The organism is Streptococcus sp. HMSC072C09 (genome assembly GCF_001813105.1).
Classification (GTDB): Bacteria; Bacillota; Bacilli; order Lactobacillales; family Streptococcaceae; genus Streptococcus.
In genome coordinates, this window is record NZ_KV811501.1 from 355,992 (window position 1) to 374,192 (window position 18,201).

The 18,201-nt window shown below is 44.6% G+C and carries 17 protein-coding genes; 8 read left to right on the top strand and 9 right to left on the bottom strand.

Translation table 11 applies throughout. The annotated features are described in order from the left end of the window. Positions 1–157 precede the first annotated feature (157 nt). From HMPREF2893_RS07360 to HMPREF2893_RS07380, 5 genes are all read left to right on the top strand, one after another. Positions 158–916: a threonine/serine exporter family protein gene (locus HMPREF2893_RS07360; RefSeq protein ID WP_070675391.1), complete on the top strand. Its 759-nt coding sequence runs from the start codon at positions 158–160 to the stop codon at positions 914–916. 4 nt (positions 917–920) lie between these two features. Continuing rightward, positions 921–1,388 (top strand): threonine/serine exporter family protein, encoded by a 468-nt coding sequence (locus tag HMPREF2893_RS07365; protein ID WP_003005049.1) that lies wholly within the window; start codon positions 921–923, stop codon positions 1,386–1,388. A gap of 106 nt (positions 1,389–1,494) precedes the next feature. Next, positions 1,495–1,725 carry a hypothetical protein gene (locus HMPREF2893_RS07370; protein ID WP_070675393.1) on the top strand — a complete coding sequence of 77 codons (231 nt, stop codon included), beginning with the start codon at positions 1,495–1,497 and terminating at the stop codon, positions 1,723–1,725. A gap of 186 nt (positions 1,726–1,911) precedes the next feature. Then, a complete protein-coding gene (locus HMPREF2893_RS07375) occupies positions 1,912–3,084 on the top strand; it encodes a hydroxymethylglutaryl-CoA synthase (protein ID WP_070675396.1) in 1,173 nt (390 codons plus the stop codon). Then, positions 3,084–4,346 (top strand): hydroxymethylglutaryl-CoA reductase, degradative, encoded by a 1,263-nt coding sequence (locus HMPREF2893_RS07380; RefSeq protein ID WP_070675399.1) that lies wholly within the window; start codon positions 3,084–3,086, stop codon positions 4,344–4,346. The genes HMPREF2893_RS07375 and HMPREF2893_RS07380 overlap by 1 nt, the downstream gene beginning before the upstream one ends. A gap of 48 nt (positions 4,347–4,394) precedes the next feature. On the opposite strand, the gene HMPREF2893_RS07385 is transcribed toward HMPREF2893_RS07380, so the two are convergent. The 9 genes from HMPREF2893_RS07385 to HMPREF2893_RS07425 all read right to left on the bottom strand — a co-directional run bounded on the left by HMPREF2893_RS07385 (position 4,395) and on the right by HMPREF2893_RS07425 (position 14,349). Next, on the bottom strand, positions 4,395–5,222 hold the full coding sequence (locus HMPREF2893_RS07385; RefSeq protein ID WP_070675407.1) for a PrsW family glutamic-type intramembrane protease: 828 nt from the start codon (positions 5,220–5,222) through the stop codon (positions 4,395–4,397). After that, complete coding sequence (locus HMPREF2893_RS07390; RefSeq protein ID WP_070675409.1) at positions 5,215–6,876, bottom strand: C69 family dipeptidase; 1,662 nt, start codon at positions 6,874–6,876, stop codon at positions 5,215–5,217. Before HMPREF2893_RS07390 ends, HMPREF2893_RS07385 begins: the two co-directional genes overlap by 8 nt. A gap of 412 nt (positions 6,877–7,288) precedes the next feature. After that, on the bottom strand, positions 7,289–8,293 hold the full coding sequence (fni, locus tag HMPREF2893_RS07395) for a type 2 isopentenyl-diphosphate Delta-isomerase (protein ID WP_070449390.1): 1,005 nt from the start codon (positions 8,291–8,293) through the stop codon (positions 7,289–7,291). Beyond that, the gene (locus HMPREF2893_RS07400; RefSeq protein WP_070675412.1) at positions 8,290–9,297 is read right to left on the bottom strand and encodes a phosphomevalonate kinase; all 1,008 of its coding nucleotides are present in this window, start codon (positions 9,295–9,297) and stop codon (positions 8,290–8,292) included. Before HMPREF2893_RS07400 ends, fni begins: the two co-directional genes overlap by 4 nt. After that, positions 9,287–10,237 (bottom strand): diphosphomevalonate decarboxylase, encoded by a 951-nt coding sequence (gene mvaD / locus HMPREF2893_RS07405; protein ID WP_070675414.1) that lies wholly within the window; start codon positions 10,235–10,237, stop codon positions 9,287–9,289. Before mvaD ends, HMPREF2893_RS07400 begins: the two co-directional genes overlap by 11 nt. Further along, positions 10,219–11,097: a mevalonate kinase gene (mvk, locus tag HMPREF2893_RS07410; RefSeq protein WP_070675439.1), complete on the bottom strand. Its 879-nt coding sequence runs from the start codon at positions 11,095–11,097 to the stop codon at positions 10,219–10,221. The genes mvaD and mvk overlap by 19 nt, the downstream gene beginning before the upstream one ends. A gap of 148 nt (positions 11,098–11,245) precedes the next feature. After that, complete coding sequence (locus tag HMPREF2893_RS07415) at positions 11,246–12,187, bottom strand: serine hydrolase domain-containing protein (RefSeq protein ID WP_070675421.1); 942 nt, start codon at positions 12,185–12,187, stop codon at positions 11,246–11,248. Positions 12,188–12,197: 10 nt separating this feature from the next. Continuing rightward, a complete protein-coding gene (locus HMPREF2893_RS07420) occupies positions 12,198–12,965 on the bottom strand; it encodes a CppA N-terminal domain-containing protein (RefSeq protein ID WP_070675424.1) in 768 nt (255 codons plus the stop codon). A 106-nt stretch (positions 12,966–13,071) separates the two neighbouring features. Further along, on the bottom strand, positions 13,072–14,349 hold the full coding sequence (locus HMPREF2893_RS07425; protein WP_023919173.1) for an HdeD family acid-resistance protein: 1,278 nt from the start codon (positions 14,347–14,349) through the stop codon (positions 13,072–13,074). Positions 14,350–14,450: 101 nt separating this feature from the next. Here HMPREF2893_RS07425 and HMPREF2893_RS07430 point away from each other — a divergent pair, with 101 nt between their 5' ends. The 3 genes from HMPREF2893_RS07430 to HMPREF2893_RS07440 all read left to right on the top strand — a co-directional run bounded on the left by HMPREF2893_RS07430 (position 14,451) and on the right by HMPREF2893_RS07440 (position 17,985). Further along, complete coding sequence (locus HMPREF2893_RS07430) at positions 14,451–16,739, top strand: Xaa-Pro dipeptidyl-peptidase (protein ID WP_070675426.1); 2,289 nt, start codon at positions 14,451–14,453, stop codon at positions 16,737–16,739. Between the two features lie 104 nt (positions 16,740–16,843). Next, a complete protein-coding gene (locus tag HMPREF2893_RS07435) occupies positions 16,844–17,338 on the top strand; it encodes a DUF536 domain-containing protein (protein WP_003008835.1) in 495 nt (164 codons plus the stop codon). A gap of 53 nt (positions 17,339–17,391) precedes the next feature. Then, a complete protein-coding gene (locus HMPREF2893_RS07440; protein WP_070675428.1) occupies positions 17,392–17,985 on the top strand; it encodes a 3'-5' exonuclease in 594 nt (197 codons plus the stop codon). Positions 17,986–18,201: the final 216 nt, after the last annotated feature.

The following is an 18,201-nucleotide window of genomic DNA, read 5'->3' on the forward strand; positions in this document are numbered from 1 at the left end:
GCACCACCACCCGAGTTAACGAATGATAAGCCTAAACAATAGCTATTCTAAACGAATTCAGAAAGGATAAGAAACAAACTAGAATTGTCAAATTTTAGTTCTGTCTCTCGTCCTTTTTTGCTATAATAGAAACAGATTATTTAGTAAGAAGGAAATTATGGAAGAGTCAAAACAGATCAACCAAGTGATCGACGTCCTGATGTTAGCTGGAACCCTCCTGATAGAGAGCGGTTCTGAGATTCACCGGGTCGAAGATACCATGATCCGGATCGCCCATTCACAGGGAATCGTCGATTGCAATGTTTTAGCGATGCCAGTCGCTATTTTCTTTTCAATTGAGAATGCCAATGTCACGCGCATGAAACGGATCTTGCGGACCAATTACAATATCGAAAAGGTCTGTGATGTCAATCAGATCTCTCGTCAACTCGTCTCTGGAGAGATCGATCTCGAGCAAGCCTACCAGGCCCTGAGCGAGTTGAAAATGAAGCGCGTTCCTTATACCAATCTCCAGTTGACCATTGCGGCAACCCTCAGTGCTCCTTTCTTCTCCATCATGTTTGGAGGAAATTTCTATGATGCGATTGGAGCAGGTATTGCGACTGTCTTTGCCTTTGCTTTTTCTCTTGTCGTTGAGAAATACGTTCGCATTTCTTTTGCCACTGCCTTTGCGGCCGCCTTTGTCTTTGGTTTTTTGGCCCATATCTGGACGCGCTATAGTGGTTTTCCTTCCAATACCGATCTCATTATCGCAGGCTGTGTCATGCCCTTCGTTCCTGGAATCGCTATGACCAATGCCGTCCGCGATCTGATGAATTACCACCTCAACTCTGGGATGAGCAAACTCTTTGAGACTCTTCTCATTACTCTTGCACTTGGTGCCGGTACAACCGTTGCCCTCGTCCTTATGAAATAAAATCATGAACCTAACTGAATTTTTAATCCAAGCGGTGGCCAGTTTGATTGCCATCATCACCTTTTTAATTGTCCTAAATGTGCAGCGCTCCATGTTGATTCCTGGAGGAATCCTCGGTATGGGCATCTGGCTACTTTACTATATCCTGAAAGGGCCTACCAATGTCATCGTTGCAACCTTTATCGCCGCCATTGTCGGCTCCTGTATCAGTCAGATTTTAAGTATTATTCTCAAGACGCCTGTCGTGGTCTTTATGTTGTCCATTCTAGCCCCATTGGTTCCTGGATATATTTCCTATCGAACCACTTCCTTCTTTGTCAGTGGGCAATATCGCCAGGCAGTAACCAGCGTGACACTGGTGGTTATTCTTGCCTTGGTGATCTCCATCGGGATGGCTAGTGGATCTGTCGTTTTGAAACTCTACCATTCTTATCAACGCCATCAAAAAAGAAAAATGACCAATGCCAACTAGCATTGGTTTTTCAAAACTTATCTATGTAATCGCTTGTATTTTTGTTTAAAAGGAGTACAATGATAGTGAAATAACAAATCCTTTAAAGTATGTGAGGTGCTGTATGATGCTAAACAAGTATATCAAGTATCTTCCTTGGATGATCCTAGGAACCCTCTCCTCCTATCTATTAGCAACTGATTATGCCCGCAATTCATTTGACTTGTTCTATCTGACCTTGAACTTTACGATTGTGTACATCGCTTTAATCGTCTTCTACGAAAAAGTTCTAAGAGACAAATGCAAAGAACTCTTCATACGAATCATGAGTAATCCTAAAAAAGATAAGCAAGGATAAGAGTTGAAAAGCCATCTGAGGATGGCTTTTTCTTATAGATTCTCTATTTTTCTTTGAAACATTGCAAAATCGGTCCCGAGAATGATTTCCTTGCTGATCTAGCTTTTTCAAGGGAGTTTTACCCTTAAATATGGTAAAATAGTAACGAAATATACTAGTAGATATCAAATAAAAAAGAGGTTAAGAATGACAATTGGGATTGATAAGATTGGTTTTGCGACGAGCCCTTATGTCTTGCGTTTAGAAGATTTGGCTACTGCTCGTGATACTGATCCCGAAAAACTGAGCAAGGGTCTTCTCTTAAAAGAACAAAGTGTTGCACCGATCACAGAAGACATCGTCACATTGGCTGCTACTGCAGCAGATGATATTTTAACAGACGAAGATAAAGAAGCAATCGACATGGTGATTCTTGCGACAGAATCTGGAATTGACCAGAGTAAGGCTGCTGCTGTGTTCGTCCATGGCTTACTAGACATCCAACCTTTCGCTCGTTCTTTTGAGATGAAAGAAGCCTGCTATGCTGCAACTGCTGCCTTGGATTATGCTAAACTCCATGTTGAAAAATTCCCACAGAGTAAGGTTTTGGTTATTGCCAGTGACATTGCTAAATACGGAATTGGGACTCCTGGTGAACCAACACAGGGGGCTGGAGCGGTTGCCATGCTAATCAGCCAAAATCCTCGTATTCTATCTTTTAACGATGATAATGTTGCCCAAACACGCGATGTCATGGATTTTTGGCGTCCAAATTACGCGACAACTCCCTTCGTGAATGGGATTTATTCAACGCAACAATATCTAGATTCTCTGAAAACAACCTGGGCGGAATACCAGAAACGGACTGGCCTTGCCTTGACAGACTTTGCGGCTATCTGTTTCCACTTGCCTTATCCGAAATTAGCTCTCAAGGGCTTGAAAAAAATCCTGGATAAGTCAGTGTCAGAAGAGAAAAAAGATCAATTACAATACAACTTTGATCAATCGATTCTATACAGCCAACGCGTGGGAAATATCTACACTGGATCTCTTTTCCTAGGCTTGCTGTCACTACTGGAAAATCAACCCCAACTCAAAGCTGGGGACCGAATCGCCCTCTTTAGCTATGGAAGTGGAGCGGTTTCTGAGATCTTTAGTGCCAATCTCGTTCCTGGTTTTGAGCAACTCTTAGATCACAAACGCATGGAAAAACTGGACCAACGTACGGTTCTTAGTGTTGCTGACTACGAACGACTCTTTTATGAGGAAGTAGATCTAGATCCTAGTGGCAATCAAGTGTTTGAGCCTGCTACGCATCAAACTTTTGCGTTGACAGAGATCAAGGAACACCAACGCACTTACCAGAAAGTAGAAAAATAATGGCACGATTACCAGGTTTTGCAAAACTTTCTCCCACAGAACGCATAGAGGCCTTACTGAAGGAAGGCCTCTTAACTTGGGATGAAGCACAGATCTTAAAAGAACAAAAGGGACTCCCCCTTTCTATTGCAGATCAATTGACGGAAAATGTCTTGTCGACTTTTGACTTGCCTTTTAGCCTCGCTCCTTATTTCCTGATCAATGGTCGTGATTATGTCCTTCCCATGGTCACAGAAGAACCATCCGTGGTCGCGGCTGCCAGCTTTGCGGCCAAGCTCATCCAACGTTCAGGCGGCTTCACCACCCAGGTGCACCAGCGCCAAATGATTGGCGAGATTGCTCTGACGGATGTTGAAGACGTAGAAGTTGCTAGCAAGCGCATCCTAGAAGACAAGGAAACCCTTCTTCAGCTGGCTAATAAAGCCTATCCTTCTATCGTTAAGCGTGGAGGTGGAGCGAGAGATCTTTGGGTCGAAAACAAGGGAGACTTTCTTATTGTTTACTTGGCCGTCGATCCCAAAGAAGCCATGGGGGCCAATATGCTCAACACAATGCTGGAAGCTCTGACCGATCGAATCCAGGAACTCTCTGGTGGTCAGGCCTTGATGGCAATTTTATCCAACTTGGCCACTCGCTCTTTGGTGAGTGCACGATGTGCCATCGATTTTAAAGCACTGAGTCGAAATCCTGAGGAAGCCATTGAGATTGCCCACCGGATGGAGTTAGCCAGCCAACTGGCTCAAGTGGATCCTTACCGAGCAGCCACTCATAACAAGGGAATTTTTAACGGGATTGATGCTCTGGTCCTTGCGACAGGTAATGACTGGCGGGCCATCGAAGCAGGAGCCCATGCCTATGCTGCACAAAGTGGTTCTTACAAGGGCTTGAGTCACTGGACAAGTCAGCCGAAAGAGAAAAAACTCTATGGAGAGATCACCCTACCAATGCCGGTTGCGACAAAAGGAGGCTCGATTGGCCTCAACCCAACGGTTCAAGTCAGCCACCGTTTTCTAGGAGAGCCTTCTGCTATTGAATTAGCGGGTATCATCGCTTCGCTCGGTTTGGCGCAGAATTTCGCGGCCCTCAAAGCCCTTGTCACCACAGGAATTCAAGCAGGACATATGAAACTCCAAGCACGCTCCCTAGCCCTTCTAGCAGGAGCTAAGGAAGAGGAAGTTCCCCGATTGGTCAGCCAACTCCTTGAAAATAAACCCTTTAACTTAGAAAAGGTACAAACACTCTTACAAGAATTGAGAAAATGAAAGAACTAAGACCCACGTCTTAGTTCTTTTGTGTTTGAAAAAATTTTCTTATTGTTTTAAAAATGGCAACTCGGGATGTTTCTTGGTATAGAGCACCACTTCGATAAAGGTTCCTACTTGGACGGCAAAGAGCAGTCCGACGAGAAAATTAATCCGATGGTCTGTTTCATAAAACGGAGAGTTCCATAAGAAGTGATTGGCTACTGTCGAGAGAACACACCAGAGCCCAAAGAGTTTTTCCTTTTGCTGGGTCACTTGAGACAACAAGAGGAAGATACCAACGGATACAACAGCTGTATAGAGGGCATGTGAAGCTAATCCACCAGAGATCCGGTTAATGGCCTCAGTAACCGCGGCTAATTGGCTGGTTTTCGTTTGGCGGGCAACGTACCCTAAATCCTCAATGATTTGAAAACCAAAGCCAGATCCCAAGCCTGCAATTAGAATCGCTTTTAGATCTTTCTTGCCAACCATCAAGACAACCCAAAAGGCAACCAGAGCCTTAAAGAATTCCTCTGAAAATGGGGCTGTCAAGGCATCGGTCCACTTGTTAAAGACAGTGGCATCCTTGATCACATGGCTATTCATAATATCAATTAAGCTATTGCCTGAAAAGCTCAACCAGCCTGCTACGAAGGCTCCTCCAAACATGGCAATCCATAAGACATAAGTTGGGACAGTCAACTGCTTGGCCAATCGTTTTGAAAAGAGATAGAGCGGAATAATAATAGCAGCTAAGACAGACAAGTTTAAGACCAAATCTCTGCCGGCAGACTGGCTAAATTCTTGTTGAGAAAGATGACCGAGTTCAAACTCCAAGCCAATTCCTGCAAACAGTAGAAAAAGATAGATTGAGGCTCTTTGAATTTTAGTCATCTTGTTTTCCTCCCTTTTGTTTCTTTGAGCGAATCAGGTAGATCACAATCGCTAGAAGGGTTGCCCCGAACAAGCCTGCTGCTAAAATGTAATCATAGTCAAAATCAACGAGATCAATCTTCTCTTCATAAGTAGCATCTTCTTCGTCATCTAGATCCTGCAGGGCACTTTTTCCGTGTTCATCTGCTACCTTTTGTTCTGCTTCTTTTCTGATTTCTTGCAAGCGTTCGAAGGTTTTCTCAGCTCTTGCCAAGCTTTCCTCTGTTGACTTCTCACTCGCTTCTTCAGGCTGAGAAGCAAGGGCAATTTGTTCCTTATCACTCAGATCTTGTTCGACCATCCACTGAGACTCCAATCGTTCCATTTCAGTACGAATCGCCCCATCTTCGAATAAATCTGGATATTTGGCCACAAGGTCATTGATTCTTGAAATAGTCCAATACCAAGAGCGATCATTGTAATGATCCCCTAATTCTTGGTAGGCTTGATAGGTGTTGAGAATATTGCCATAGTAGGGTAGGTATGGAGCATTTCGTGGACTACCCATCGACAGCCACATGGTGCCTCCACCTGCACTCGCTGGGACATCGTCTTTCAGTTGGAAAATATGGGCCTCCATGACATTTGGATTGGAAATAGGGTATTTATAAACTTCATCAAACTCCCCTTTTTTCGGAATGCCTTTTCCATCCAGCTCCATTTGATCCTGTGGTTTATATTTGGTTCCTTCCAAACGATTGCGTTGGAGATTCATGGCATCGCGGAGGGTTAATTTTCGATCGGTTGTATGAAGAAGGTCAAAGGACGCATCGTCATATTTAACAGGAGAGCTTGGGTCTAGCGATTTGATTCCCGACCAAACCCGAGAGCGATCTGCTTCTTGCAAAGGAGGATTATAGGATTGAGAAACGTGGAATTTTCCGTCCACTTCCTTATAGCTATTGGCTTCTTTGGCGACTTTTTCAAGATCTTTTGAGGCGATCGTGCGTTCGGTATCCGATAGATCGACATGCCCTAAGAAGAAGGTATTTGGAAAGACCGCAAACCGATCCTCTGGGAAGAGAATCGCTGCATATTGGTGACCAGATAGGATTTCCATATACCAGACGCCTTCTTTATCGGCAATGGTCACAATATTTCCTTCTGCAGCGCCTTTTTCTTCGACGATTTTAGCAATGAGTTCAACCCCTTCTCTTGCGGTTTTCACACTTGGGAGAACGATACTGGTCAAGCCCGATTCTGCGAGGCCATCCTTGACATAGGGATCCACCTTTTGGATCTTGTCATTTGCTGAAGCAGATACAGTGGCAGAAATGGAAACCCCATATTCGTTGAATCCTGCTTCGTCAAAAATTCCCTGATCAGGGGTGACATCTGGGACCGCTGTATACTTATAGCTAATCTCAGGCAAGGGATATTGAAAACCGTTGGCAGCATCTTCAAAGATGGCTCCTTTTTTATTGTAGACACGCTCTCTAACCACAAAATTTTTATTATGGTTGGGCTCTAAATCTTCGGTACGCCCTACCAAGGTCGAACCGTCGGCAGTCAATTTCTTCCCGATGATGAACCCTGTACAAGCCTCAACAGGTTGAGCAATCAACAAAAGCGGAAGCAAGGCTGCTACAGCTGATCGAAAATAGTGCTTCTTCATCCTAAACTCCTTTTTAAAAATGTTTTTCCTTATTTAGTATACTCTTTTACAAGCCTATTTTGCAAGCGATTCCAGCAACCGTAAACGATTCGTAAACTATCAGAATTTTTGAGGAGAACACTTTTTCAAAAAAAAGAAAAAATTGGCTTATTTTGTCAATCCTAAACGAATAGGAACTAATTTTTAAGTAAAATAAGTTAAGTGATTCTTCAAAGAACTATAAAAGAGTTCTAATTTTCAAAATGAATCATAATATACGAAAACTTTCCGCCGTGAGAAAAGTGCCTGAAACGTTTTTGTTTCAGGCACTCGGGAGTTTTGAAACCTTAGGTTCAAAACTAAGTCATGGAACTTCGTAGAAGTTCGCTGACGTCCGTACTCACCTAAGGAAAGTTTCTAAAATGATTTTTCTTCATTTTTTCTGTTGCTGAGCTTGCCATAATTTTCCATAGAGGAGATAGTCGACTTCACGGACCTCTTTCAGGTTCTGACAACCGAGCGCACAAAGGAGCAATCTGAGGTCTTCTTTCCAGCCTTGGACAATGGCGATTACTTCTTCAATACTCTTAGTCTCTACCATCTCAAGAAAAACGCGGGAAAGTCCTACGCCACGTGCTCCAAGGACCAAGGCCTTGACCATATCAAGAGGATGACGGATGCCCCCACTTGCGAGGACCTCAACCTGATCCATCTGATCCTGTAACTGTAAGAGACACTGCGCAGTTGATTGTCCCCAATCATCCAGATAAGCGCGATTGCCACCACGACGATTCTCAATATAGGCAAAACTAGTTCCACCACGACCAGAAATATCGACGGTTTTGATCCCAGCATCTAGCGCAGCCTGAACTGTTTTGGGATCCATACCAAAGCCGACTTCCTTCAGGACTACAGGTACTGGAAAGCCCTGCCCATAGCTCTTGAGATGGTCTTTCCAAGTGTGGAAACTCCGCTCCCCTTCAGGCATGAGCAACTCTTGCATCAGATTCACATGGACTTGAAGAAAGAGAGGTTGTAGCTCTTCCACTGTTCGCAAGCCCAGATCTGGCTCTTTATCGATGCCAATGTTGGTTGCTAAAAGAAGATGAGGATGGTCTTTTTTGACCGCATACGATTGATCGTTCGGATCCTTCAGCCCTGCGCTGTAAGAGCCAGTCACAAAGAGAAGCCCACAGGCTTCGGCTACTGCTGCCAACTTTTGATTGATCTCTTTGGCTCGTTTACTCCCGCCTGTCATGGCATTGATGTAAAAAGGAAACTCCCAATCACGCCCTGCGAAATGGGTTGTCAAATCAATCTCCGCTAGATCCACAAGGGGGAGGGATCGGTGAATCAGCTCGATCTCATCAAAGCTATTATAGGAGGAGCTTTGCTCCAAGGCATAACGAATATGCTGGTCTTTTCGATTTTCGCTCACGAATCTCCCATCCTTTCTTGGTAAATGACTTCAATATTCTTTTTCTTCCAGCGCTTTATCAAGATCTGAGTCTCAACTGGATCAAAACTAAGGGCGATCCCACAGTCGCCTCCTCCAGCACCACTGGATTTGGCACAGGCAAAAAGGTCCTCTGTCGATTCTTGTAGCTCTTTTAGAGCTGGGGTATAGATCAAAGGGTTCAAAGACTTTAGGTTCTTATCGGCGCGTTTGATACTGGTCTTAATGTCCTTTTGGTTCCCTTCACGGAGGCCTTTTTCAAGATTCTTCACTGCGCTCTGGCTCTCCTGAAGAAATTCTTCCTTGATCGCTCCCTTGACCTGGCGGATCAAATCACTTGAAATCGCTGGTTCCTTGGTCCAACCAACCAGAAAATCATAAGAGATGGCTGGCTGGATCGAGCATATCTGGTAGTCCCAATCCAGGACTAAAACTTGTGAAAGAGGCTGAGAAGTCAAGACTTCATGCAACCAAGCCCGATCAAAGGATTGGTAATAAATCAAGTCCTCGTAAGCGATACAAGCCAAATCGCCCATGGAACCATTGTCCCCTCTTTGCACCAAGACCACTGCTGCTAGTCGAAAGAGCAGATCCGGATGTAGGTCTAACTCATACAGAGCAGCCATGGCCTTGATCACGAGCAAGACCACACTTCCGCTGGAACCAATCCCATACTTTTTCCCCTCTTCGCCCAGTGTTCCTCTAAGGTGAAGATCAAAGGGTTTAGGGGCTATCCCCTGATCTTTCAGCCACTCTTCCATGAGCTGAATGGTCTCTTGAATCAAGGCGTAGTCCTTATTTGGGGTCAAATCCACCTGGTAACCAAAGAGATCTGAGGCTAGCTGATAGCTTCTAGATTCTTGGATGGTAGCTGATAGATAAATAGGAATAAACTGAATCACAGCTCCATAACCAGGTGTTAGCACCGCGTATTCTCCAGCTAGATAGAGCTTGCCTCCAGTCTGTACCTGATACTTAGTCTTCATCTTGAGGGTCCTTTGTCTTAGATACGATGGTCCGATAGCGGGCATCAAATAAAGGCACCAGCTGATCCAAGTCTTCTTCTAAACAGAGGACTTTAACATTTGGCCCTGCATCCATGGTAAAGTAACAAGCATGGCCTGCTGCGCGAAGCTCACGGACAAAGTCCATAGCTTTGTGGCTTTCTTCTGTCAAGTAGCTAAAGGCTGGAGTGGCTGTTCTAGTCGTCGCATGCATAGCAAGGGCATTGCGCTCTGTCAGCTGACCGACCTGTTCAAAATTATTGCCAGCTAGATAGTCCAGCATATCCTTATAATCTTGTCTAGACTCTTCGATCCATTCTTTGAAATTAGTCGAAGTCTCCATGCAGCGTTTCATCCCTTCCCGGCTGGAAACGGGCTTTTGCTTGTCATTGAGAACCAGCATGATCATAGCCAGTTTCAGGTCTGTTTTAACCTTATAAATCTCTCCACTTTCTTTGTCCCAGGCCACTAAAGGGCCAAAGAAAGACCGTGAAGAGGAACCCGAAGCAAACTTGGCTTTTTGAGCTAATTCCTCCTGGCTCAAGCCCAAATCATAGTACTGATTGCAAGCCTTGACGAGAGCAGAGAGCCCACTCGAGCTAGAGGACAAGCCTGCTGCGGTTGGCATGTTGTTGCTGGTATCCACTCGAACAAATCCCGCTTCATTTGCTGGCTTCAAGCCATCAATCACAGCTCCAATTTTGGCTTGCTCAGCTGGATTTTGGAAATCCCCATCGATGTAAAATTCATGCGCAGTCGCATCTGCTGGTAAGGGAGAGAGACTGGTCTCTGTATACATATTTTCTAAGGTCAACGAAATCGAACTGGTCGAAGGGACCATCTGTTTGGCATCTTCTTTTCCCCAGTATTTGATAATCGCGATATTGGCATAGGACTTAGCCTTTACAGGTTTTCGATCCATGTATGGTGCGCTCCTTCTTTTTCTAATGCATGGGCAATGGTTGCTGCTTCACGAGAATCCTTGACGAGGGCAATCACACAGCCACCAAGACCGCCTCCGCTCATTTTAGCGCCTAAGGCCCCATTTTCAAGGGCAACGGCGACCAGATGGTCTGCTTTTTCACAGCTGACACCGACGGCTCTCAAGTGCTCATGGCAAGTAGTCAAAGCCTGTCCTAGGTTCGTTAGATCATTCATTTTCAGAGCCTCTTCCACCTGCTGGGTCAACTGACCAATCTCATGGAAATGGGACAAAACTTCCTGCCCCCTGGCTTCAACCTTTTGAATCGCCTCACGGGTATTGCCGTGAATTCCCGTATCCGCAATCACCAAGCTCGCTTTTATACCCAGCTCTAGCGGGTAAAAGCCGACATTCCGGATGAATTTAATGGCTTGATCACTCAAACAAGTCTTGGCATCGAGCCCGCTTGGATTCATATGGGCAATGGTTTCTGCTCGATTGACCAGGATTTCTAAGGTCTCATCATCCAGCTCCTCTTGATAATAGTCAAAAACTGCACGAATAGCTGCGATACTGACCGCCGCAGAGGACCCCATCCCCCGTTTTTCCGGTACCATAGACTGAATCCGGCAGCGAATCCGGGCCTCACGAATCCCGAGGTGCTCAAGAGACGCAAAAACCGCCATGGACAAGGTGTCGTCTTCAAACAAAACCCATGGACTGTCTGCCGGGATGATCTGGCAGATCACTTCGATATGATGGAGTGGCAGCGCAATAGCCGGATAACCATAGACCACCGCATGCTCTCCAATTAAGATAATTTTACTATGCGCCCTTCCGACGCCTATCTCTTTGTTCATATTCATCTCGCTCTATTAAGGTCATTACTATTTTAATATAAATCAGCCAAAAAAGCGATGCTTTTGAAGGAAATCCAACCTAAGACGGAGTTGAGTTCTATCTGACAGACCGTAAAAGGCCAGGATCCATCATCCTAGCCTTCCATTTCTATTTTTCAAATTCTTGTTTGATCAAGTCCATCAAAGAGTTGCGGTCGAGGATCCATTGGGCCCGTTCGTCCTTCTCATAGGTCCGGTTGGACAAAAAGATCACCGCTTCCTGCCTCTTTCGATTGTACATGATGAAGGTTCCAGTATAGCCCGTATGATCTAACCAGTCCCCCTCTAGATTCCATCCGAGAGCGCGGGTCTTGCCCTCTTCACGCGCAAAATTCTGAGACAAGTCACGCGCAAAATCCTCCTTCAGATAACGCTCTAAGAAGCGCTCTAGATCAGCAACAGTTGAAAAAAGTCCAGCACTTCCCGCATGACGACCCAATACTCTCGCTTTGGGATCATGAACACTTCCAGAAGCCACTCCACGGACCGTTGGCACCGCCTTTTCGACCGGTCCAAACCGTGTCTCCGTCATCTTCCAAGGTGTAAAAATCAGCTCTTCAAATAAGCGATCCAAGGGCTGGCGAAACCTGTCTTCTAACCAAAAGCCCAGCAGAAGAAAATTGACGTCGGTGTAATGAAAACTCTTGTCTTCTTTTAACTGCAAATTTTCAAGAGCTGTTTTCAACTGTCTCGCATCCAATTGATCCCGGTTGGGGATAAAAGGATCGAGCCCAGAAGTATGGGTCAAGAGTTCCCGGATGGTCGTCTTCTCATGAGCAAAACGCGGGTAAAGCTCTTTAAAGGGGCGATCAAGCGCAAGCTCCCCTTTCGCATACAAAAAGGCACAGATGGTAGCAACTCCGACGACCTTACTGACACTAGCCAAATCATAGACCAGGTCAGCCACTACTGGCTCTCCTTTTTCAGGATCCGCTAGTCCCAGATAGTGCTCACTCCACTGACCATCGCGGTAAAGCGCAAGAGAGGCACCTGGATAGATGCCTTCTTGGATTTGTTCGGTAATTTTTTCGATGATTGCATTCACGCTCATCACTCCATTCTTATTCTTCATAAGAAATATGGACCTGATCTTGATTGGCTTCAAACCAGAGTTCGATCTGGCTTGGATCCTTGGCAATCAAGAAAGTTCCCTTACGGTGCACAAAATCGACAGTTTCTCCTAAGCTTTCTTTCAAGTCTTCCACATCAAAAGATGCCAATTCGACCTTGATCATGCTCAAATCCCAAGTAACCTTGTTCTCAACTTGGAGATCTTTTCCTTGGGCTTCTTGTAAATGGATAAAGTGGGCCAAAGCTGGCAAGTTGCTATAGAACTTCTCAGCCTCAGCAAGATCGGCCACATTGACCTCAAGAAAGTCCACATCAAAGCTGGTCAAACCTTTGAAATCTTCTGGAAGCTCAACAAGAGGCGCTTTCTCCAAAGGTTCTAGGCTTTCAAGATTTTCTTCCGCATGCACGAAAATGGTATCTCCTTGAGGAGACACAACTTCAAAGGCGCGACCATTAGCTCCTTGGTAAAGGGCGCTTGTCTCTGGCTGGCGGGCCAACAAATAATCAATTTCTTGAGCTTGTGCCACTTTCACCACGATGCGACCCAATTTCTTTGGACCTTCGACCTTACGCGAACGCATACTCGGTGACTCTTCTAAGACGATTTTTTCTACTTTTGAGGCATCTCCTAAAGACAGGAGAGCTCCTTCTTCCACTAATACTTTCATTCCCAATGTCTCTTCATAAAAGCGTTGATTGACATTTCGGTTATTCACTTTCAAGACTGGGATCACTCTTACGATCTGATTTGCTGTCATACTTTCCTCCAAGCACTTTTTATTGTAAAAGATTTTCTGGCTTTTTACAAGAAATCTTGTGCAAAAAAGACAGATTTTTCAAAAATAAAAATCTGTCTTTCTTTTTTTAGTATACTGTTCGTGTATGGACCCGCCCGTTTGGAGCTTCAAATTCGTATTCTAAGTAATCCTGATAGGTCCCTGGTGCAATCACTCCACGCACATCTAATACAGCCGTTCCTGCCTGTCCCACAATGGAATCTGCTAACAGGCAGCAATTAGTAGACAGAACAAAGTAAGATTTAAAACGCGAAGAAGTAAATTTATATAGCTCAGCCCCTAAATCATATTTCAATTTGTAAGCGTAGGTCGGCTGACCGTCTTCCAGTAACCTCCTAGGTGGATCCCAAGGTTCTAACAACTGATCAATTTCAGCTAGACGCTTCTCTACTGCCTGATTCTCTTCTTCGGTAAGGGATAGGCTGTAGCCAAACAGCGTCTTTTGACTCTCTTTTTTACATAGTTCGATGTATGGTTCCTTATCCACTTTAAACAGTACGCCATCCCCAATCGTCCCAAATAGACGCTCTGAAAAGGGATCGTAACTTCCGTAAGAAATGACCTTCCCCTGATAACAAATATCTACATGCCCAATCGCTCCAAATAAGTTGCTGTCAGAAGTATGAACCAAAATTTCTAATTCCCTTGCCTCTTCTTCTTTTTTCACCAATCGATAAGGGCCTGTGTGTCCCGCCGAGCTCCCTTTTTGAAGAAACTGGTTAAACCGTTTTAACTCCTTAGCAGGGATAAAGGCTGCAAAGATAACCGGTAGGCTAATACGAAAGCGACGTTTTAACTCTTGGCCTTGTTGGTCTTTGTCAAATAAAATACCATCTCGAATATTAGAAATCCCCAACAAGACCAGATAAGCCCCCAAGAGGATAAATTGGAAGTGCCCATCTGAACCAGGTTCCAAGACAGTTGCTAGACCAAGCCCACCGTTTAAAAGCGCATCCCATAAATAGAGCCAGCCTCCTTTTACCCGATTGGCCTTATAAAGCCAAAATGTGATCCCATAGACAATGGCACTCCCCAACTGATATGCCCCTAAACAAATCACAACTAAGTTTACGGGCAGACTACTCAGTCGATTCAACCAGATCAACGCAAGTGAAAGAAAAATAAACCAAATAGAGTGGCTATAGGAAATAGACTTGCTACGTAACAAAAAGCGAAGAAGAAAGCTTCCTAGTCCATCAACTAAAAAGTAAATGGCTAATAGATCCAAGGAAAATTTGGTGAAACCAACGCCGTTTCGAAAAATGAGAATCCCAAAAATGACGGCAAGAACCCCAAACAATAAGGTCCGTCTTCTTGCAACTTGTTCAAAAGATATTTTTTTCAATATTCCTTCTCCTTATAGACGAAAGGTCTTTAGACAAATACTATTTTATCAAGTATAATATAAGAAGTAAAGAAAAAAGAAACTGATAAAAGGAGCAGTCTATGAAATACAATCAATATAGCTATCTATCTGTTGACCAAAAAGACATTCTTAAGGAACTAAAAGAAATTGGGTTTGACCTTCCCACCCACCTCCCAGAAAAAGAACTGTTTGAATGGTTTGTCCGCAAGGTTTACTTCACCTATAAAGATACAGATTATCCCCTCTCTAACCTAGTGGTGGATTCTAAAACAGACTTTTTAACGTATATCCAATCTGACTGCGAATGGTCTCCGAACATTTTTTACACAGTAGCCCTCCAATTACTCGGTTTCCGCTATTTTATTGATTTTGAAGATACGGATAGCTTCTTGAAAGAAGTCCAATTTCCGATTGAGTATGGAAACTTGGTAGAAAACCTCTATCACCTTCTCAATACTCGAACAGTAAAAGGAAATTTACTCATCGATCAGTTGGTCAGCGATGGCTTGATTCCTGAAGATAACCAGTATCACTATTTTAACGGCAAGAGCCTCGCAACCTTTACGAGCCATGATGCCATCCGCGAGGTCGTCTATGTGGAAAGTCGGGTCGATACCGACAAAGATGGTCTGCCAGACTTGGTCAAGGTCAGCATTATCCGTCCTCGCTATGAAGGCAAGATTCCAGCTGTTATGACCGCAAGTCCTTATCACCAAGGGACCAACGATAAGGCCAGCGACAAGGCCCTCTACAATATGAATGTCGACCTCGAGGTCAAAGAACCTCATACCATTCAAGTAGAAGTACCTCAATTAGAATTGGTGGATCCTGTCGGTTCAGCTGAGCTAGTCGATGAAGCTGAAGAAACTCTCACCCATATCAATTCCAGCTATACCCTCAACGACTACCTCCTTCCACGCGGCTACGCTAATCTCTACGTATCTGGAGTGGGGACAAAAGATTCGCAAGGCTTGATGACCAATGGAAATTACCAACAAATCGAAGCCTACAAGAACGTTATCGACTGGCTCAATGGCCGTTGCCGGGCCTTTACAGATCACACACGCAAACGCCAAGTCAAAGCTGATTGGTCTAATGGAAAGGTCGCAACCACCGGGATCTCTTACCTTGGAACCATGTCTAACGGCCTTGCGACCACAGGTGTGGACGGTCTTGAAGTCATCATTGCAGAGGCTGGGATCTCTTCTTGGTACAACTACTACCGCGAAAACGGCCTCGTGACAAGTCCTGGTGGCTATCCAGGTGAAGATTTCGATTCCCTTGCCGAATTGACCTACTCGCGCAACCTTCTAGGTGGAGACTATTTGCACCATAATGCAGCCCACCAAGCCGATCTAGACATCGTGAAAAAAGAGCTGGACCGCGCTTCTGGAGACTACAATCAATTCTGGCACGACCGCAATTATCTCTTACATGCTGATCAGGTGAAGGCTGAGGTGGTCTTCACTCATGGTTCGCAAGACTGGAACGTGAAACCTCTTCACGTCTTTAATATGTTCCAGGCTCTTCCAACAAGCATCAAGAAACACCTCTTCTATCACAATGGTGCCCATGTCTATCTCAACAACTGGCAATCCATTGACTTCCGCGAAAGCATGAACGCCCTCCTCTCTAAAAAATTGCTGGGCTACGATTCAAGCTATGAATTGCCTACTGTCATCTGGCAGGACAATACAGGAGAACAAAGTTGGACTTCCTTGGATGATTTTGGCAACCAAACAAATCAGCGGACCTTCCTACTCGGAGACGGTGAAAAAGTCATCCAAAACCGCTATGCGACGGAAGATTACGAGCGCTATGGCAAGGCTTATCCGACCTTCTTAACGGACCTCTACCAGGATAAGGCGCAACAGGTGACCATTGATCTTCCAATCGAAGAAGACCTACACCTCAATGGGAAAGCTCGCCTTCACCTGCGACTTTACTCCAGCACCAATAAAGGCCTGCTTTCAGCCCAACTCTTAGAGCTTGGAAGCAAGAAATACCTCCAACCCTATCCTGCTGTCTTGTCGGTCCGTACGCTGGATAACGGTCGCTACCATATGCTAGACAATTTGACTGAGTTGCCTTTCAAAGAAGCTGGCCAACGAGTCATTTCTAAAGGTTATCTCAACCTCCAAAATCGTCATGACCTCTTAGAGGTTGAGGCTGTGACGCCAGGCGAGTGGATGGAATTTGACTTTGATCTTCAACCAACCATCTACAAGCTCGAAAAAGGAGCGACCCTTCGCCTGGTCCTTTACACAACGGACTTTGAAATCACTGTGCGCGATCAAACCGATTACCAACTGACCATTGATTTAGCACAATCCAGCCTCCATCTTCCTGAAATGACAGAGACCCGCTAATCGTGGTCTCAAGGCTTGCCCTTACTCGGCTTCATTTGACAGCTTAGCCTACTTATGTTACTATCTAATAGAGTATTTCATAGAAAAAGATATTAGAGGAAGTTATGGCGATTGAAAAAACTGTCAGCGAAATTGCTGAAATTTTAGGAGTCAGCCGCCAGGCGGTCAATAACCGTGTCAAGGCGCTGGCTCCAGAAGATACACAAAAAAACGAAAAAGGGGTTACCGTTGTAACCCGTAGTGGCTTGATCAAGCTCGAAGAAATCTACAAAAAAACTATTTTTGAAGATGAGCCAGTCAGCGATGATGTGAAGCAACGCGAATTGATGGAAATTTTAGTGGATGAAAAAAATGCTGAAATCGTCCGTCTTTACGAGCAACTCAAAGCCAAAGACGAGCAACTCGCTAAGAAAGATGAACAGTTGCGCGTGAAAGACGTTCAAATTGCTGAAAAAGACAAGCAATTGGACCAACAACAACAATTGACTTTACAAGCAATGAATGACCGCGACACCTTGAAACTTGAACTCGAACAAGCCAATGAAAAAGTTCAAGAGCAAGAAAGCAAAGGTTTCTGGGCACGCGTTTTCCGTCGATAATCTGGGGCTGGATCCTACCAGTCCCTTTTCTTTTCTACCACAGGAGATTTTCCATGAAAGCAATAGAAGATTATATCGCCTTCGATCTCGAATTTAACCAATACGAAGGTGCCTATCAGATCATCCAGGTGTCTGCCGTGCGTTTCACGGACGGTAAAGAAGTCGACCACTACGACTCCTACGTCTACACCGATAAGCCTCTAAAAAGCTTTATTAACGGCCTCACTGGCATAACCCAGGACAAGATCCAAAATGCTCCACAACTAGAGCAGGTCCTAAGCGAATTCAAGGCCTTCGTTGGAGACCGGCCCTTGATCGGATACAACGCCAAAAAAAGCGACCTTCCCATCCTGCTTGAAAATGGCTTGGATCTAGAAGACCAGTACGCTGTCGATGTCTTTGACGAGGCTTTCGAACGTCGTCCATCTGACCTTCATGGCATTAAAAATCTCCAACTCCACACCGTTGCAGCATTTCTAGGAGTCGCAGGAAGATCGCACGATAGCCTAGAAGACGCCCGCATGACAGCTCTTGTCTACCAACAATTCCTCGAATTTGATCAAGGACGCACCCTCCTTGAAGAACAAGAGAACTTCTCCACCAACCCCTTCGGAGGCTTGGACTTATCCGGATTTTTTGATGAATAAAAAGGCTCAAAACTGAGCAGTACTCCTAGAGTTAGATGTTTTCATATCTTTCTTTGGGGGTGCTTTTTATTTCATTTCTGTAAAGATTGACTAAAGTAAATTTTCATCAGACAGATAGGTAGAGTATTTTCAAAAGTCTCAACTTAAAATGATAATTATTAAGAATTTAATTATTTCTAATTTTTTGAATATTCATTGACCAGACTTATTTTTAGA

Bases quoted from the DNA above. Each gene is read 5' to 3' on its own strand.
- HMPREF2893_RS07380 (WP_070675399.1), top strand. From the start codon at position 3,084: ATGGCACGATTACCAGGTTTTGCAAAACTTTCTCCCACAGAACGCATA.
- HMPREF2893_RS07390 (WP_070675409.1), bottom strand. From the start codon at position 6,876: ATGAAGAAGCACTATTTTCGATCAGCTGTAGCAGCCTTGCTTCCGCTT.
- mvaD (WP_070675414.1), bottom strand. From the start codon at position 10,237: ATGGATCGAAAACCTGTAAAGGCTAAGTCCTATGCCAATATCGCGATT.
- HMPREF2893_RS07375 (WP_070675396.1), top strand. From the start codon at position 1,912: ATGACAATTGGGATTGATAAGATTGGTTTTGCGACGAGCCCTTATGTC.
- HMPREF2893_RS07435 (WP_003008835.1), top strand. From the start codon at position 16,844: ATGGCGATTGAAAAAACTGTCAGCGAAATTGCTGAAATTTTAGGAGTC.
- HMPREF2893_RS07440 (WP_070675428.1), top strand. From the start codon at position 17,392: ATGAAAGCAATAGAAGATTATATCGCCTTCGATCTCGAATTTAACCAA.
- HMPREF2893_RS07365 (WP_003005049.1), top strand. From the start codon at position 921: ATGAACCTAACTGAATTTTTAATCCAAGCGGTGGCCAGTTTGATTGCC.
- HMPREF2893_RS07385 (WP_070675407.1), bottom strand. From the start codon at position 5,222: ATGACTAAAATTCAAAGAGCCTCAATCTATCTTTTTCTACTGTTTGCA.
- HMPREF2893_RS07370 (WP_070675393.1), top strand. From the start codon at position 1,495: ATGCTAAACAAGTATATCAAGTATCTTCCTTGGATGATCCTAGGAACC.
- mvk (WP_070675439.1), bottom strand. From the start codon at position 11,097: ATGAACAAAGAGATAGGCGTCGGAAGGGCGCATAGTAAAATTATCTTA.
- HMPREF2893_RS07420 (WP_070675424.1), bottom strand. From the start codon at position 12,965: ATGACAGCAAATCAGATCGTAAGAGTGATCCCAGTCTTGAAAGTGAAT.
- HMPREF2893_RS07400 (WP_070675412.1), bottom strand. From the start codon at position 9,297: ATGAAGACTAAGTATCAGGTACAGACTGGAGGCAAGCTCTATCTAGCT.
- HMPREF2893_RS07360 (WP_070675391.1), top strand. From the start codon at position 158: ATGGAAGAGTCAAAACAGATCAACCAAGTGATCGACGTCCTGATGTTA.
- HMPREF2893_RS07430 (WP_070675426.1), top strand. From the start codon at position 14,451: ATGAAATACAATCAATATAGCTATCTATCTGTTGACCAAAAAGACATT.
- HMPREF2893_RS07415 (WP_070675421.1), bottom strand. From the start codon at position 12,187: ATGAGCGTGAATGCAATCATCGAAAAAATTACCGAACAAATCCAAGAA.